Source organism: Spongorhabdus nitratireducens (assembly GCA_947387575.1).
Lineage (GTDB): Bacteria > Pseudomonadota > Gammaproteobacteria > Pseudomonadales > Endozoicomonadaceae > CANDOC01.
On the sequence record CANDOC010000014.1, the window covers coordinates 13,712 to 29,909 of the forward strand.

Here is a 16,198-nt window from a genome sequence, read left to right on the forward strand (position 1 = left end):
GCGCACTCCCGCCCACCACCGCGAGGAGATTAAATCTTGAAAGACCTGCTGAATCTGCTTAAGACCCAGGGACAGTCTGAAGAATTCGACTCGATTCGTATCGGCTTGGCTTCTCCAGAACTGATTCGTTCCTGGTCCTTCGGTGAAGTAAAAAAACCGGAGACAATCAACTACCGTACGTTCAAGCCTGAGCGTGACGGCCTGTTCTGTGCCAAAATCTTTGGCCCGGTAAAAGACTACGAGTGCCTGTGCGGTAAGTACAAGCGCCTGAAGCACCGTGGTGTTATCTGTGAAAAGTGTGGCGTAGAAGTTGCGCTGTCCAAGGTTCGTCGTGAGCGTATGGGTCACGTTGAACTGGCCAGCCCGGTTGCCCACATCTGGTTCCTGAAGTCCCTGCCGTCCCGTATCGGTCTGCTGCTGGACGTTACCCTGCGTGACCTGGAACGGATTCTGTACTTCGAATCCTACGTGGTTATCGATCCGGGTATGACTACTCTGGACAAGGGCCAGCTGCTGAGTGACGAAGAATACTACGAAGCACTGGAAGAATTCGGCGATGACTTCGATGCCCGCATGGGTGCGGAAGCCATCCAGGCGCTGCTGAAGGATATTGATCTGAAAGAAGAGATCGACATTCTGCGTGAAGAGCTGCCGAGCATTAACTCTGAAACCCGTCTGAAGAAGCTGTCCAAGCGTCTGAAGATGCTGGAAGCATTCCACAACTCCGGCAACGAGCCGAGCTGGATGATTCTGGACGTACTGCCTGTTCTGCCGCCGGATCTGCGTCCGCTGGTACCGCTGGACGGTGGTCGTTTTGCGACTTCCGACCTGAACGATCTGTACCGTCGGGTTATCAACCGTAACAACCGTCTGAAGCGTCTGCTGGACCTCAACGCCCCTGACATCATCGTACGCAACGAGAAGCGTATGCTGCAGGAAGCTGTTGACGCCCTGCTGGACAACGGCCGTCGTGGTCGTGCCATCACCGGTTCCAACAAGCGCCCGCTGAAATCCCTGGCTGACATGATCAAGGGTAAGCAGGGTCGTTTCCGTCAGAACCTGCTGGGTAAGCGTGTTGACTACTCCGGCCGTTCTGTAATTACCGTAGGTCCTACCCTGCGTCTGCACCAGTGTGGTCTGCCCAAGAAGATGGCACTGGAACTGTTCAAGCCGTTCATCTTCGGCAAGCTGGAAGCCCGTGGTCTGGCGACCACCATCAAGGCTGCCAAGAAGATGGTCGAGCGCGAAACCCCGGAAGTGTGGGACGTTCTCGCTGAAGTTATCCGCGAACATCCGGTTATGCTGAACCGTGCGCCGACCCTGCACCGTCTCGGTATCCAGGCGTTCGAACCGGTGCTGATCGAAGGTAAGGCAATCCAGCTGCATCCGCTGGTTTGTGCGGCGTACAACGCTGACTTCGACGGTGACCAGATGGCGGTACACGTACCGCTGACACTGGAAGCCCAGCTGGAAGCCCGTGCCCTGATGATGTCTACCAACAACATCCTGGCTCCGGCAAACGGCGAACCGATTATCGTACCTTCCCAGGACGTGGTACTGGGTCTGTACTACATCACCCGTGAGCGTATTAACGCCAAGGGTGAAGGCTGTGCCTTTACTGACGTTAACGAAGCGCTGCGTGCGTATCGTACCGGCGGTGCCGAGCTGCACTCCCGCGTCAAGGTTCGTATCTCTGAAAAGGTACGTGACGAAGAAGGCGGTGAGCTGAAAGAACGTACCTTCCTGGCTGACACCACTGTGGGTCGTGTCCTGCTGTGGGATATCGTACCGGAAGGCATGCCGTTCGAACTGGTCAACCAGAAGATGACCAAGAAAGCGATTTCCGGCCTGATCAACGTTTGCTACCGCAACGTAGGTCTGAAGGAAACCGTTATCTTCGCTGACCAGCTGATGTACCTCGGCTTCAGCTACGCTGCAATTTCCGGTGCTTCCATCGGTGTTAACGACTTCGTTATCCCGGATGAGAAGAGCCGCATCATCGATGACGCTTACAGCGAAGTCCGTGAAATCGAAAATCAGTTTGCTTCCGGTCTGGTAACCCAGGGCGAGAAATACAACAAGGTTATCGATATCTGGTCCCGTGCCAACGAAATGCTGGCCAAGCGCATGATGGACAACCTGAAAACCGACACTGTCATCGACCGTGAAGGCAAGGAAGTTGATCAGGAATCCTTCAACAGCGTTTACATGATGGCCGACTCCGGTGCGCGGGGTTCCGCAGCCCAGATTCGTCAGCTGGCCGGTATGCGTGGTCTGATGGCCAAGCCGGACGGCTCCATCATCGAGACGCCGATTACCGCGAACTTCCGTGAAGGTCTGAACGTACTGCAGTACTTCATCTCTACTCACGGTGCTCGTAAGGGTCTGGCGGATACCGCTCTGAAGACTGCGAACTCCGGTTACCTGACCCGCCGTCTGGTAGACGTGGCGCAGGACCTGGTTGTCACTGAAGAAGACTGTGGCACCTCCAGAGGTCTGACCATGACACCGCACATCGAAGGCGGTGACGTAGTTGAGCCGCTGGGTGAGCGTATTCTGGGTCGTGTTATCGCAGAAACCGTTTACATCCCGGGTAGCGACGATGTTGCCATCGAAGCCGGCACTCTGGTTGATGAGAAGTGGGTCAAGAAGCTCGAGGTTCTGAACGTCGACGAGGTAATCACCCGTTCTCCGATTACCTGTGAGACCAAGCACGGCGTATGTGCCAGCTGCTACGGTCGTGACCTGGCCCGTGGTCACCTGATCAACGTGGGTGAAGCAGTTGGTGTTATCGCTGCCCAGTCCATCGGTGAGCCGGGTACCCAGCTGACCATGCGTACCTTCCACATCGGTGGTGCTGCGTCCAGAAATGCGGCGCAAGACAACATCACTGTGAAGACCAAAGGTACCGTGCGTCTGTCCAACCTGAAGTCTGTAGAAAAGGCCGATGGTTCACTGGTATCTGTCAGCCGTTCCGGCCAGTTGGCTGTAGCGGATGAGTTTGGTCGTGAGCGTGAGCGCTACAAGCTGCCTTACGGTGCAGTTCTGTCTGTTAAGGACAGCGCTGAAATCGAAGCTGGCCAGATCGTTGCCAAGTGGGATCCACACACCCACCCGATCGTTACCGAAATTTCCGGTCACGTGAAGTTCATCGGTATGGATGAAGGCATTACTGTCAAGAAGCAGACTGACGAACTGACCGGTCTGTCGAGTATTGAAGTGCTGGATCCGAAAGATCGTCCGTCCGCTGGTAAGGACATCCGTCCGGCTATCCAGCTGCTGGACGAAAACGGTAATGAGCTGAAACTGCCGGGTACCGATGTACCTGCTCAGTACTTCCTGCCGGCTGACGCTCTGGTCAGCATCAAGGACGGTGCTAATGTGGAAGTGGGTGACATCATTGCCCGTATTCCGCAGCAGTCCAGTGGTAACAAGGACATCACCGGTGGTCTGCCACGAGTGGCCGACCTGTTCGAAGCGCGGAAGCCGAAAGAATCTTCTATCCGTGCAGAGATCTCCGGTACCATTGGTTTCGGTAAGGAAACCAAGGGTAAGAAGCGTCTGGTCATCACCCCGACCGACGGTGCTGATCCGTATGAAGAGCTGATTCCGAAGTGGCGTCACCTGAACGTGTTCGAAGGCGAACAGGTTACCAAGGGTGAAGTTATTTCCGACGGCCCGGATAACCCGCACGATATCCTGCGTCTGCTGGGTGTAAGCGCTCTGGCGGTTTACATCATCAACGAGATTCAGGACGTATACCGTCTGCAGGGTGTAAAGATCAACGACAAGCACATTGAAACCATTCTGCGCCAGATGCTGCGCAAGGTTGAAGTGAGCGAAGTTGGCGATTCTTCCCTGATCCGTGGTGATCAGCTGGAAATCACCCGCGTACTGGAAGAGAACGAAGTGCTGGTTGCCCAGGACAAGTTCCCGGCCAAGTACGAGCGTGTGCTGCTGGGTATTACCAAGGCGTCTCTGGCGACCGAATCCTTCATTTCTGCTGCTTCCTTCCAGGAGACTACCCGTGTCCTGACCGAAGCTGCCGTAACCGGCAAGAAAGACTACCTGCGTGGTCTGAAGGAAAACGTTGTTGTGGGTCGTCTGATTCCGGCCGGTACCGGTCTGAAGTACCACGAAGATCGTCGCAGCAAGCGCGATGTACCGGAATTCGATATCCCGGTACCACAGATCAGCCACGACGAAGTGGCAGAGGCTCTGTCCGAAGCTCTGAGCTCCGGCGACGCCTGATTGGAGTGACGGCGCTCTGCTCCTGCAGAGTGCCGCTGCACTGTGATCTGATGCACACCAGAAAGAGTTGCAGATATCTGCAGCTCTTTTTTTTTAATATCTTAAAGTCCGAGTTGTCCCTCCATGAGCCAGAAACGAAAGCTGAAAGAAGCCAAGCGCCAGAAACGTAAAACCAAACAGGCTGTCAGTCAGGCACCGGAAGTTAAACTGCAGAAGCGGGTAACCAAAAAGTTTGGTGTTAAAGCGCGGACCAATGCTTCCGCACTTGGCAAGCTGTCAGAAGCGCTGACTCAATTCGCAGCACCGCTGGTTCGCATGACCGAGAACCTGGATGAACAGAAAGGTGCGCTGCAGTTTTCTGTGCTGTGCTGGAACCTGGGATTGCTGGACGATGAAAAGAAAAACAGCCTGCTGCAGACCCTGAAGGAAAAAGGCACTGTTTCTGATGATCATATTGAAGGCGCAGACAGTGACTTGAGTATGATGATTGACCGCAAGCGGGAAAAGTTTGGTCACGACCGCCGTTACATTATGGATTATGAAATTCAGATGCAGGGCGGCAAGCTGGCACTGAATGTTGCCGGTGTGAATATGGATGATGCAAAGCAAACAGAAGATGCAACAGTGAATGAACAGGAAGCTGTTACTGAAGCTGAGTAAGTTCCGGTGCCCGCTGTTCTGCGGGCATTATTATTGCCGGCCATCAACTATGCCGTTATGAGTGGTCTGGCTGTCAGTATGTTTCGATTGGCAGAAAACTTTCCTCCAAACCGTTGTAATCCATCGTTGCGAAATGCAGTGGCGTGATGATCAAAATACGCCTGCAAACTCTCACGATCCTTCAAATAATACTGCACGCGAAGATGATACTTCTCATCGTCACTCTCCAGTGTGTAAGTGTCAGCCGTTGTAAAACCTTCAAGCTTCAAAATTGCCTGAATATGTTGCTGTAGCCAGAGCAGATACTTATCCAGAATATCGGGCTCTATCGCCAGATTGACTTCATAAATCACCATGCATGACTCCTGTGGATAAAGTTGATGCTATGTCAAAGGAAGTCGTAATTGTCATTGAACTGTCACCGTAGCTTTATATAAAAAAGCATCTCTTGAAATGACATGACAAGGTGAAGTGGATGCAATTTAAATCAGGGTTGATTTCAGCTGCGGTGCTCGGTGCTTCGATAGCGCTGACAGGTTGTGCGGTGAAGCCTGATGCTTCAGTGCAGAAAAACAATGCTGCGACCATGACGCTGGTTGGACGACACGCATCAAATATCTATTTTGACGGCGCTGCAGAAATTGTCAGCTGGCATCCCCGCAGCCAGTCAGTTCTGGTTGTGAACTCAGGCAAGAATGCTGTTGATATTCTGGATATCTCCCATCTTGAAGGAAAGCCACTGCTGAATCCGCGTGCGGCTTCCAATATTCCGTTGAAAAGCCGTATCAATGTTTCCGAAGATATTCCCGAGCTGACACTGGGGGCAGCAAATAGCGTCGCAGTAAAAGGCGATTTACTGGCAGTTGCGGTGGAAAACAAAAACAAGCAACAACCCGGTATTGTGGCCTTTTATCAGTTACAGGCTGACGGTGAGGCTCAATTCAGTAATTACGTAACGGTCGGCGCGTTACCGGATATGGTGACCTTTACTCCCGATGGACGTTATGTGATGGCGGCAAATGAAGGGGAGCCTTCTGATGATTATCTGAATGACCCTGAAGGCAGCATTTCACTGATTGCTGTTGTTGATCAGAAGCGTGGCGGTAATATTCGGACGATTCGATTTGATGATTTCAATAAATCGGGGCGTCGTCACAATGAGTTGCCGAAAGCGGTTCGAGTGTTTGGTCCGGGGGCTTCTGTAGCTCAGGACTTGGAGCCTGAATATATTGCAGTGGCTCCTAGCGGTAATAAGGCTTTTGTTTCACTACAGGAAAATAACGCCGTTGCGGTAATCGATATTGAAACCGCGTCTGTGGATAAAATTGTGGCGCTTGGCTTCAAGGATTTCGGCACTTCAGCTATTGATGCCAGCAACAAGGATGGTGGTGTCAATATCAAACCCTGGTCCGGGGTTTATGGCATGTATCAGCCTGATACGTTGGCAGCGTATGAGACCGAAGGCAAAACCTACTTTGTGACAGCCAATGAAGGTGATGCCCGTGACTATAAAGGCTTCTCTGAGGAAAAGCGGGCCGGGAAAATCAAAGTTGCCAAATCTCACCCGAACAAGAGCAGTGTTAAAGACAAGAAAGAACTGGGGCGTCTAAAGGTCACTACTGCAATGGGTGATGAAAACAACGACGGTCGTTACGAAAAACTGTTCTCTTTTGGTGGCCGTTCATTCTCCATCTGGGATGAAAACGGTAAGCAGGTTTTTGACTCCGGCAGTGATTTTGAACGTATTACTGCAGCGCGTCTCGGAACCAACTTCAACAATAATGATGATGCTTCAAAGGGTGACAGCCGCAGTGATGACAAAGGACCGGAGCCGGAAGCACTGGCAATTGGTCAGGTGCGGGACAGAACCTATGCCTTTGTCGGACTGGAGCGTACCGGCGGCATCATGATGTATGACATCACTGTGCCGGAACAGGCTTTCTTTGTGGATTACGTTCATAACCGCAGCTTTGATGTAGATGTCAGCAAGCACCCGGAAATGGGGGGCGACCTTTCGCCGGAAGGAATGACAGTGATTGTTGCCAATGACAGTCCAACCGGAAAACCCTTGTTGGTTGTTGGTAATGAAGTCTCCGGAAGCACGGCGATTTATCAGCTGGATTGATACGAACTTTTATTACTTCCATGGGTCTGCTCTGTTTAAGGCTGAGTGTCGCGCACATTGCGTGATCGGCATTTCTGTCCTTTATTGAAAACAGAGATAACTATTTGTTGTATTAAAACTACAAATAACCCGGCCAATGGAAATAATGAATGTTTAAATCGTTCTTCCTTAATAAGAAATGGCTGTCGTGGTCGCTGGCAGGCTCGATCGCAATCCTGCTGGTGACCTGGTACAAGGTTCAGCTCGACGTCAAAATCAACGAATGGTTCGGCAGTTTTTACAACACCATTCAGGACTCCTTGGGGAACCCCGGAAAACATACCTTCGATGAATTTCTTGCGCAGTGTGTCACCTTCGCCGAGATAGCCGGTACCTATATTGTGGTTGCGGTGCTACTGGAGTTCTTTATCAAGCATTATGTGTTCCGCTGGCGTACCGCCATGAATGAATACTATATGGCTAACTGGCAGCAGTTACGTCATATCGAAGGTGCGGCCCAGCGGGTGCAGGAAGATACGATGCGTTTTGCCCGGATTATGGAAACGCTGGGCGTTGCATTGATGCGATCATTAATGACCCTTGCAGCCTTCCTGCCAATTCTCTGGGGCCTGAGTTCTCATGTTGGTGAGCTGCCCTGGATTGGTCCGGTTGATCATGCCTTTGTATTTATTGCCATTATCTCGGCAGCTGCGGGTACGATTCTACTGGCACTGGTAGGGATCAAGCTGCCTGGGCTGGAATTCAATAACCAGCGGGTCGAGGCGGCTTATCGAAAAGAGCTGGTGCTGGGGGAGGATCATGATGAACGTGCTGCGCCGCTCACCATTAAGGAACTGTACGGCAATGTGCGTAAAAACTATTTTACTCTGTACAAGCATTACCTTTACTTCGATATTGCCAAGTGGTCCTATCTGCAATTCACCGTGATTGTGCCTTATGTTGCCATGGGGCCAACGATTGTTGCCGGTGCCATCACACTGGGTGTGATGCAGCAGGTTATCCGTGCTTTTGGCAAGGTGGAGGAGTCATTCCAGTTTCTTGTGAACTCCTGGAGTGTTATTGTTGAGCTGATTTCAATCTATAAGCGCCTGAAAGCCTTCGAAGATACCATCGATAACTCGCCTGACATGCTAATAGATGCCTGACCTGTCTTTACCACTCTTTTCAGACTAAATATTTGAAAATAAAGAACTATTTTCAGGTTGTAGCTGAAAAGGGTGGTGTTGCCCGTGAAATTTTTGTATATGCCGCACCCAAAGCGGCCATTTATGATATTGACGATTGACGGGCAGCATGAGTAAAATTCATCGCCTTTTACTGGGTTCCCGATGATCTGTGCTGAACTGGCACGGCAAAAATAAGATCGGACATGCCTTTCAGGGTACTAACTCTGGAAATCTGGCTGCCGGGAACCGGGCCCACTGCGGTATTTTTTATCGCTTTTAACTCTGAAGCCATACTTGTCGGCGCTTGTGTCGCCAGTGACATGCGTTTCCTCTGAAGCGTCGATGGTGTGATTTAGAAGAAATACTTGGAGTCGCCGAATGGCAACTATTAACCAGCTTGTACGCAAGCCTCGCAAGCGCAAGGTCAAAAAGACCGACGTGCCTGCACTGCAAAGCTGCCCGCAGAAGCGTGGCGTTTGCACCCGTGTATACACCACTACTCCGAAGAAGCCGAACTCCGCTCTGCGTAAGGTTTGCCGTGTGCGCCTGACCAACGGTTTCGAAGTAACTTCCTACATCGGTGGTGAAGGTCACAACCTGCAGGAACACTCCGTTGTTCTGATCCGTGGCGGTCGTGTAAAAGACTTGCCAGGTGTTCGTTACCACACCGTTCGCGGTAGCCTGGATACCCAGGGTGTTAACGATCGTAAGCAGGGCCGTTCCAAGTACGGTACCAAGAAGCCTAAATCCTGATTTAGCGTCAAGTAGCATTCTGTTGAGCTATTTTTCAATTGCGAAAAAACGGCTCGGGCAATGCCTGCAGAATGTACTTCTCGCCAGACTTTTAGCTGTTATGACAGCTTGCCAGTGCAAACCCTGTTTGTCCCGGTGAAGTCAAAGTAGACAGATAAGAGTAAGGCCGAGTCATAGCTTGATTTGAGCTGTAAAAAGCTTGATCTCGGAAATAACCTGAAGGTTTGAGGACTTATCATGCCTAGAAGAAGAGTCGTCGCGAAACGCGAAGTACTGCCGGATCCTAAGTTCGGTAACACAACTCTGGCTAAATTCATCAACCACGTGATGATTAGCGGTAAAAAATCCATTGCTGAGCGCATCGTTTACGGTGCTCTGGACAAGATCCAGGAGCGCGGCAACGAGAACCCGCTGGAAGTATTCGAAAAGGCGCTGGAATCCATCGCGCCAGTGGTTGAGGTTAAATCCCGCCGTGTGGGTGGTGCTACCTACCAGGTGCCCGTAGAAGTTCGCCCATCCCGTCGTACTGCCCTGGCCATGCGTTGGCTGGTAGACGCAGCGCGCAAGCGCGGCGAGAAGTCCATGGATCTGCGTCTGGCCGGCGAAATGCTGGATGCTGCAGAGAACAAAGGTGCCGCCGTCAAGAAGCGTGAAGACGTGCACCGTATGGCTGAAGCCAACAAGGCCTTCTCCCACTACCGTTTCTAATACTCAGAGGATTGCACTGTGGCCCGTAAAACTCCGATCAGCCGCTACCGTAACATCGGTATCTGTGCGCACGTCGATGCGGGAAAGACCACTACCACTGAGCGTGTTCTGTTCTACACCGGTCTTTCTCACAAGATCGGTGAAGTACATGACGGCGCTGCTACCATGGACTGGATGGAGCAGGAACAGGAGCGTGGTATCACCATCACTTCTGCTGCGACTACCTGTTTCTGGCGTGGTATGGATGCTCAGTTTGACGAGCATCGCGTAAACATCATCGACACCCCTGGACACGTTGACTTTACCATCGAGGTAGAGCGTTCCCTGCGTGTACTGGACGGTGCTGTTGTTGTTCTGTGTGGCTCTTCCGGCGTACAGCCCCAGACTGAAACCGTTTGGCGTCAGGCTAACAAATACGAAGTTCCGCGCATGGTATTCGTCAACAAGATGGACCGTGCCGGCGCAGACTACATGATGGTAGTCGAGCAGCTGAAAGATCGTCTGGGCGCCAACGCTGTGCCGCTGCAGATGACTATCGGTGCTGAAGACGAATTCAAGGGTGTTGTCGACCTGATCAAAATGAAGGCTATCATCTGGAATGAAGCCGATCAGGGCATGACCTTCACCTATGAGGATATCCCGGCTGAACTGGCTGATACCTGTGCTGAAATGCACGAGTACCTGGTTGAGTCCGCTGCCGAAGCTTCCGAAGAAATGATGGAAAAGTACCTTGAAGAAGGTGAGCTTTCCGAGGAAGAAATCAAGGCTGGTATCCGTGCCCGCACCCTGGCGAACGAAATCATTCCGGTATTCGGTGGTTCTGCGTTCAAGAACAAGGGTGTGCAGGCAGTACTGGACGCTGTTATCGAATTCATGCCTTCTCCGAAGGAAGTAAAAGCGATCGAAGGTACTCTGGAAGACGGTGAAACCGTAGAGACCCGCGAAGCTGACGATAGCGCTCCGTTTGCTGCTCTGGCATTCAAGATTGCTACCGACCCGTTCGTAGGTACCCTGACCTTCGTTCGTAACTACTCCGGTATCCTGAAGTCCGGCGACACCGTGTTCAACTCTGTTAAAGAGAAGCGTGAGCGCGTTGGTCGTATGGTTCAGATGCACGCGAACAACCGTGAAGAACTCAAAGAGTGTCTGGCGGGTGACATCGTAGCTCTGATCGGTCTGAAGGACGTTACCACCGGTGACACCCTGTGCAACATGGACAACAAGATTGTTCTGGAGCGCATGGAATTCCCGGATCCGGTAATTTCCGTAGCAGTTGAGCCGAAGTCCAAGGCTGACCAGGAAAAGATGGGCATCGCACTGGGCAAGCTGGCTCAGGAAGATCCGTCTTTCCGCGTTCACACCGATGAAGAAACCGGCCAGACCATCATCTCCGGTATGGGTGAACTGCACCTGGACATCCTCGTTGACCGTATGCGTCGTGAGTTCAATGTTGAAGCCAACATTGGTAAGCCTCAGGTTGCGTACCGCGAGAAGATCACCAACTCCGTAGAGATCAACCACAAGTTTGCTCGTCAGTCTGGTGGTCGTGGTCAGTACGGTCACGTTGTGATCGAATTCTCTCCGGCTAGCGGTGATGACGAAGGCCTGGAGTTCCTGAACGAGATCGTTGGTGGTGTGATTCCGAAGGAATACATCCCTGCAATCGAGAAGGGTATCTCCGAGCAGATGAAGAACGGTGTTCTGGCCGGCTACCCACTGCTGGGTCTGAAGGCGCGTCTGTTCGACGGTTCCTTCCACGATGTTGACTCCAGTGAAATGGCGTTTAAAATCGCTGCATCTCAGGCTACCAAGCTGCTGAAGGACAAGGGCGCTCGTCCTGTTCTGATGGAGCCGATGATGAAGGTGGAAGTCGTCACCCCTGAAGATTACATGGGTGATGTCATGGGCGACCTGAACCGCCGTCGCGGTCTGGTCCAGGGCATGGAAGACACACCGTCAGGCAAGACCATTCGCGCTCAGGTACCTCTGGGTGAGATGTTTGGTTACGCTACCGACCTGCGTTCCGCAACACAGGGTCGTGCAACATACTCCATGGAATTTAGCGAATATGCGGAAGCTCCGATGAATATCGCTGAATCTGTGATGAAGAACCAGGGTTAATTCCTGATCCACTTAACATTTAAGGGCTAAGTGACATGGCTAAGGAAAAGTTTGAACGTAACAAGCCGCACGTCAATGTTGGTACCATCGGTCACGTTGACCACGGTAAAACCACTCTGACTGCTGCTCTGACTCGCGTATGTGCTGAAGTTTTCGGTGGCGAAGCTAAAGCATTCGATCAGATCGACAACGCTCCTGAAGAGCGTGAGCGTGGTATCACCATCTCTACTGCACACGTAGAGTACGATTCCACCGAGCGTCACTACGCGCACGTAGACTGCCCAGGACACGCTGACTACGTTAAGAACATGATCACCGGTGCTGCTCAGATGGACGGCGCTATTCTGGTATGTTCCGCTGCTGATGGCCCCATGCCTCAGACTCGTGAGCACATCCTGCTGTCCCGTCAGGTTGGTGTACCTTACATCGTTGTATTCCTGAACAAAGCAGACATGGTTGACGACGAAGAGCTGCTGGAACTGGTAGAAATGGAAGTTCGCGAACTGCTGAGCGCGTACGACTTCCCGGGTGACGACACTCCGATCATCACCGGTTCTGCTCTGATGGCTCTGAACGGCCAGGACGACAACGAAATGGGTACCACCGCTGTTAAGCGTCTGGTTGAAACCCTGGACGAGTACATCCCTGAGCCAGAGCGTGCTATCGATCAGCCGTTCCTGCTGCCGATCGAGGACGTATTCTCCATCGCTGGTCGTGGTACCGTTGTTACCGGTCGTGTTGAGCGCGGTATCGTCAAGGTTGGTGAAGAAGTAGAAATCGTTGGTGTTAAAGAAACCACCAAGACTACTGTAACCGGCGTTGAAATGTTCCGTAAGCTGCTGGACGAAGGTCGTGCAGGCGAGAACGTTGGTGCACTGCTGCGTGGTGTTAAGCGTGAAGACGTTGAGCGTGGTCAGGTTCTGTCCAAGCCGGGTTCTATCACTCCTCACACCAAGTTCGAAGCAGAAGTATACGTTCTGTCCAAGGACGAAGGCGGCCGTCATACTCCGTTCTTCAAGGGCTACCGTCCGCAGTTCTACTTCCGTACTACTGACGTGACCGGTTCTTGCGAACTGCCAGAAGGCGTTGAAATGGTAATGCCGGGTGACAACGTAAACATGGTTGCTACCCTGATTGCTCCGATCGCTATGGACGAAGGCCTGCGTTTCGCTATCCGTGAAGGTGGCCGTACCGTAGGTGCTGGTGTTGTTGCCAAGATCTTCGAGTGATATTTCACTGAAGACCGCTAGGTAATAGCATTAAGGAACCCGGTTTTTTATAAGCCGGGTTCTTTTATATATACGCTTGATTACTAACTCTTTTTTCTCTTTATAAGAATTAAAATAGGGTTAGTTGTGCGCAATAAATAAATAGAATGACCCAGTGCCATAGCGGCTCTGGCTGTTTATTTGTTGACTCTTTTTTTTGACATCAGTAGAATTTCGCCTCCTTTTGTCATGACAACATCGATTGTCTGGCGTTGTTCTTTACTTTGTTGCCGGAGCTTGAGTGAATGGCTACTCAACCAAAAACACAGCAGATTCGTATTCGCTTGAAGGCGTTTGATCACAAGCTGATCGACCAGTCCACCCAGGAAATCGTGGACACCGCCAAGCGTACCGGTGCGCAGGTTCGTGGCCCTATCCCCCTGCCGACACGCAAAGAACGTTTTACCGTACTGATCTCTCCTCACGTTAATAAAGATGCACGTGATCAGTACGAGATCCGCACTCACAAGCGTATGATCGACATCGTTGAGCCGACAGAAAAAACTGTCGACGCTCTGATGAAGCTGGACCTGGCTGCAGGCGTTGAGGTTCAGATCAGTCTCGGTTAATAGCCGAATTGCTTCCTGAAGCAGTTTTTCAGGAGCTATTAGCAGGAGCTATACCGGGGCTGTAATACTTTTCCCGCGAATTATCTTCAACGGGAATGTGCAGGCCTGTGTGTAACGCTCTGGAATGGGCGGCCATAGCGGGTAACAGCCCCGTACACAAGAGAGGTTAATATGGCTATTGGATTAGTCGGCAAGAAATGCGGTATGACCCGCATCTTTACCGAAGACGGCGCAGCAGTGCCGGTTACAGTTATTGAGGTTGATCCTAACCGCGTGACTCAGGTTAGAACCGTTGAAACCGACGGTTATAACGCTGTGCAGGTGACTATGGGTGCCAAGAAAGCAAGCCGTGTAAACAAGGCTGCTTCCGGTCACTACGCCAAAGCTGGCGTTGAAGCCGGTCTGGGCCTGTGGGAATTCCGCATCGAAGACGAAGCCGAGCACAAAGCTGGCGACCTGATCAAGGTTGACATCTTTGAAGCTGGCCAGAAAGTTGACGTAAGCGGTCAGTCCAAGGGTAAGGGTTTCCAGGGTGCTGTTAAGCGCTGGAACTTCCGCACTCAGGACGCTACCCACGGTAACTCCCTGTCTCACCGTGCACCGGGTTCCATCGGTCAGTGTCAGACTCCAGGTCGTGTCTTCAAAGGCAAGAAAATGGCTGGCCACATGGGTGCTCAGCAGGTGACTGTTCAGTCTCTGGAAATCGTTCGCGTAGACAGCGAGCGTAACCTGCTGTTGATCAAGGGCGCTGTACCGGGTGCTACCGGTGCTGACGTGATTGTTAAACCTGCTGTCAAAGCTGGCGCCTGAGAGGATTAAGTGATGGATCTGAATGTAACAGGTGCGGGCACCGTTCAGGTTTCTGACGTGACCTTTGCTACTGAATTCAACGAAACCCTGGTTCACCAGGCTGTCGTTGCGTTCATGGCTGGTGCACGCCAGGGAACCCGCGCGCAGAAAACTCGCAGCGAAGTAAGTGGCGGTGGCCGTAAGCCATGGCGCCAGAAGGGCACTGGTCGTGCTCGTGCCGGTACCATCCGCAGCCCGCTGTGGCGTGGGGGCGGCCGTACTTTTGCTGCCAAGCCGCAGAATCACGCTCAGAAGCTGAACAAGAAAATGTATCGCGCTGCGATGCGTTCCATCCTGTCTGAGCTGGTTCGCCAGGAACGTCTGGTACTGGTTGAAGGCTTCAACATCGAAGCTCCTAAGACCAAGCAGGTTGTTGCTCGTCTGAACGAACTGAACGTCAGCAACGCGCTGATCATTTCCGAAGGCGTAGAACAGAACCTGTACCTGGCTGCTCGCAACATCCCTCATATCGATGTGCGCGACGTACAGGGCACCGATCCGGTCAGCCTGATTGCTCATGAGAAAGTTGTCATGACTGTGGCTGCGCTGAAGAAATTCGAGGAGATGCTGGGATGAACCAGGAACGCATTCTCAAAGTTCTGCTTGGGCCTCACATTTCCGAAAAGGCCACTGTCGCGGCAGACATGCACGGTCAGTACGTTTTTCGTGTGACCAAAGACGCGACCAAGCTTGAAATCAAAAAAGCCGTTGAGCAACTGTTCGACGTCAGTGTTCAGGCTGTTCGTACTGTAACTGTCAAGGGTAAGACCAAGCGTACTGCACGCGGTCTGGGTAAGCGTTCCGACTGGAAAAAAGCTTACGTCTCCCTGGAGCAGGGTCAGGACATCGACTTTGCGGACGCCGAGTAAAAGGAGAGAGAGATGGCTGTAGTAAAATGCAAACCGACTTCTCCAGGTCGCCGCTTCGTTGTCAAAGTTGTCAACTCTGACCTGCACAAAGGTGCTCCTTACGCGCCTTTGCTCGAGAAGAAAAGTAAAAGTGGTGGTCGCAACAATGCTGGCCGCATCACTACCCGTCATCGTGGTGGTGGTCACAAGCAGCATTACCGTATTGTTGACTTCCGTCGCAACAAGGATGGTATCCCGGCAATCGTTGAGCGCCTGGAATACGATCCGAACCGTAGCGCGCACATCGCCCTGCTGAAGTACATGGACGGTGAACGTCGTTACATTATCGCTCCCAAGGGCGTTAAGGCCGGCGCAGAACTGATCTCTGGTGCAGACGCACCGATCAAGGCCGGTAACACCATGCCGATGCGCAACATGCCGCTCGGTTCTGTTATCCACTGCATCGAAATGAAGCCTGGTAAAGGCGCTCAGATCGCACGTAGTGCGGGTACCTCTGCTCAGCTGGTAGCTAAAGAAGGTGCTTACGTAACTCTGCGTCTGCGTTCCGGTGAAATGCGCAAGATTCTGGCTGATTGCCGTGCAACTCTGGGCGAAGTGTCCAACAGTGAGCACAGCCTGCGCTCTCTGGGTAAAGCTGGTGCTACTCGCTGGCGTGGTGTTCGTCCTACTGTCCGCGGTGTTGCGATGAACCCGGTTGACCACCCGCACGGTGGTGGTGAAGGTCGTACTTCCGGTGGCCGTCATCCGGTCAGCCCATGGGGTATGCCAACCAAGGGTCGCAAGACACGTTCCAACAAGCGTACCGACAAGATGATTGTTCGTCGTCGGGGCGCCAAATAAGGTTGAAGGATAGGGGATA

General features: G+C 52.3%; 14 protein-coding genes. 13 read left to right on the forward strand and 1 reads right to left on the reverse strand.

The window, feature by feature from the left end:
• Positions 1–36: 36 nt before the first annotated feature.
• Both rpoC and ACYZZ0_RS21130 read left to right on the forward strand, forming a co-directional pair.
• A complete protein-coding gene (gene rpoC / locus ACYZZ0_RS21125; RefSeq protein ID WP_461538649.1) occupies positions 37–4,251 on the forward strand; it encodes a DNA-directed RNA polymerase subunit beta' in 4,215 nt (1,404 codons plus the stop codon).
• 123 nt (positions 4,252–4,374) lie between these two features.
• A complete protein-coding gene (locus tag ACYZZ0_RS21130) occupies positions 4,375–4,911 on the forward strand; it encodes a hypothetical protein (RefSeq protein ID WP_461538650.1) in 537 nt (178 codons plus the stop codon).
• 47 nt (positions 4,912–4,958) lie between these two features.
• Here the strand turns inward: ACYZZ0_RS21130 and ACYZZ0_RS21135 are convergent, their stop codons facing one another.
• Positions 4,959–5,267, reverse strand: a complete 309-nt coding sequence (locus ACYZZ0_RS21135) for a DUF4286 family protein (RefSeq protein ID WP_461538651.1) — start codon at positions 5,265–5,267, stop codon at positions 4,959–4,961.
• A 119-nt stretch (positions 5,268–5,386) separates the two neighbouring features.
• Here ACYZZ0_RS21135 and ACYZZ0_RS21140 point away from each other — a divergent pair, with 119 nt between their 5' ends.
• The 11 genes from ACYZZ0_RS21140 (at position 5,387) to rplB (ending at position 16,179) form a co-directional block, all read left to right on the forward strand.
• Positions 5,387–7,036 carry a choice-of-anchor I family protein gene (locus ACYZZ0_RS21140; RefSeq protein ID WP_461538652.1) on the forward strand — a complete coding sequence of 550 codons (1,650 nt, stop codon included), beginning with the start codon at positions 5,387–5,389 and terminating at the stop codon, positions 7,034–7,036.
• A gap of 149 nt (positions 7,037–7,185) precedes the next feature.
• On the forward strand, positions 7,186–8,181 hold the full coding sequence (locus ACYZZ0_RS21145) for a putative transporter (protein ID WP_461538653.1): 996 nt from the start codon (positions 7,186–7,188) through the stop codon (positions 8,179–8,181).
• 399 nt (positions 8,182–8,580) lie between these two features.
• Positions 8,581–8,955: a 30S ribosomal protein S12 gene (gene rpsL, locus ACYZZ0_RS21150; RefSeq protein ID WP_461538654.1), complete on the forward strand. Its 375-nt coding sequence runs from the start codon at positions 8,581–8,583 to the stop codon at positions 8,953–8,955.
• Between the two features lie 237 nt (positions 8,956–9,192).
• Positions 9,193–9,663 carry a 30S ribosomal protein S7 gene (rpsG, locus tag ACYZZ0_RS21155; protein ID WP_461538655.1) on the forward strand — a complete coding sequence of 157 codons (471 nt, stop codon included), beginning with the start codon at positions 9,193–9,195 and terminating at the stop codon, positions 9,661–9,663.
• An 18-nt stretch (positions 9,664–9,681) separates the two neighbouring features.
• Positions 9,682–11,784, forward strand: a complete 2,103-nt coding sequence (gene fusA, locus ACYZZ0_RS21160) for an elongation factor G (protein ID WP_461538656.1) — start codon at positions 9,682–9,684, stop codon at positions 11,782–11,784.
• Positions 11,785–11,819: 35 nt separating this feature from the next.
• Positions 11,820–13,013 carry an elongation factor Tu gene (gene tuf, locus ACYZZ0_RS21165; RefSeq protein ID WP_461538657.1) on the forward strand — a complete coding sequence of 398 codons (1,194 nt, stop codon included), beginning with the start codon at positions 11,820–11,822 and terminating at the stop codon, positions 13,011–13,013.
• Between the two features lie 284 nt (positions 13,014–13,297).
• The gene (gene rpsJ / locus ACYZZ0_RS21170) at positions 13,298–13,621 is read left to right on the forward strand and encodes a 30S ribosomal protein S10 (protein ID WP_461538658.1); all 324 of its coding nucleotides are present in this window, start codon (positions 13,298–13,300) and stop codon (positions 13,619–13,621) included.
• A gap of 171 nt (positions 13,622–13,792) precedes the next feature.
• Positions 13,793–14,431: a 50S ribosomal protein L3 gene (gene rplC, locus ACYZZ0_RS21175; RefSeq protein WP_461538659.1), complete on the forward strand. Its 639-nt coding sequence runs from the start codon at positions 13,793–13,795 to the stop codon at positions 14,429–14,431.
• Positions 14,432–14,443: 12 nt separating this feature from the next.
• Positions 14,444–15,046: a 50S ribosomal protein L4 gene (rplD, locus tag ACYZZ0_RS21180; protein WP_461538660.1), complete on the forward strand. Its 603-nt coding sequence runs from the start codon at positions 14,444–14,446 to the stop codon at positions 15,044–15,046.
• Positions 15,043–15,339: a 50S ribosomal protein L23 gene (gene rplW / locus ACYZZ0_RS21185; protein ID WP_461538661.1), complete on the forward strand. Its 297-nt coding sequence runs from the start codon at positions 15,043–15,045 to the stop codon at positions 15,337–15,339. The genes rplD and rplW overlap by 4 nt, the downstream gene beginning before the upstream one ends.
• 12 nt (positions 15,340–15,351) lie before the next feature.
• On the forward strand, positions 15,352–16,179 hold the full coding sequence (gene rplB, locus ACYZZ0_RS21190) for a 50S ribosomal protein L2 (RefSeq protein ID WP_461538662.1): 828 nt from the start codon (positions 15,352–15,354) through the stop codon (positions 16,177–16,179).
• Positions 16,180–16,198 lie beyond the last annotated feature (19 nt).

Excerpts from the sequence above, each read along its gene's own strand:
- tuf (WP_461538657.1), top strand. The coding sequence starts at position 11,820 with ATGGCTAAGGAAAAGTTTGAACGTAACAAGCCGCACGTCAATGTTGGT.
- rplC (WP_461538659.1), top strand. The coding sequence starts at position 13,793 with ATGGCTATTGGATTAGTCGGCAAGAAATGCGGTATGACCCGCATCTTT.
- rpsG (WP_461538655.1), top strand. The coding sequence starts at position 9,193 with ATGCCTAGAAGAAGAGTCGTCGCGAAACGCGAAGTACTGCCGGATCCT.
- rplD (WP_461538660.1), top strand. The coding sequence starts at position 14,444 with ATGGATCTGAATGTAACAGGTGCGGGCACCGTTCAGGTTTCTGACGTG.
- ACYZZ0_RS21130 (WP_461538650.1), top strand. The coding sequence starts at position 4,375 with ATGAGCCAGAAACGAAAGCTGAAAGAAGCCAAGCGCCAGAAACGTAAA.
- rplB (WP_461538662.1), top strand. The coding sequence starts at position 15,352 with ATGGCTGTAGTAAAATGCAAACCGACTTCTCCAGGTCGCCGCTTCGTT.
- ACYZZ0_RS21145 (WP_461538653.1), top strand. The coding sequence starts at position 7,186 with ATGTTTAAATCGTTCTTCCTTAATAAGAAATGGCTGTCGTGGTCGCTG.
- ACYZZ0_RS21140 (WP_461538652.1), top strand. The coding sequence starts at position 5,387 with ATGCAATTTAAATCAGGGTTGATTTCAGCTGCGGTGCTCGGTGCTTCG.
- rplW (WP_461538661.1), top strand. The coding sequence starts at position 15,043 with ATGAACCAGGAACGCATTCTCAAAGTTCTGCTTGGGCCTCACATTTCC.
- rpsL (WP_461538654.1), top strand. The coding sequence starts at position 8,581 with ATGGCAACTATTAACCAGCTTGTACGCAAGCCTCGCAAGCGCAAGGTC.
- rpsJ (WP_461538658.1), top strand. The coding sequence starts at position 13,298 with ATGGCTACTCAACCAAAAACACAGCAGATTCGTATTCGCTTGAAGGCG.
- ACYZZ0_RS21135 (WP_461538651.1), bottom strand. The coding sequence starts at position 5,267 with ATGGTGATTTATGAAGTCAATCTGGCGATAGAGCCCGATATTCTGGAT.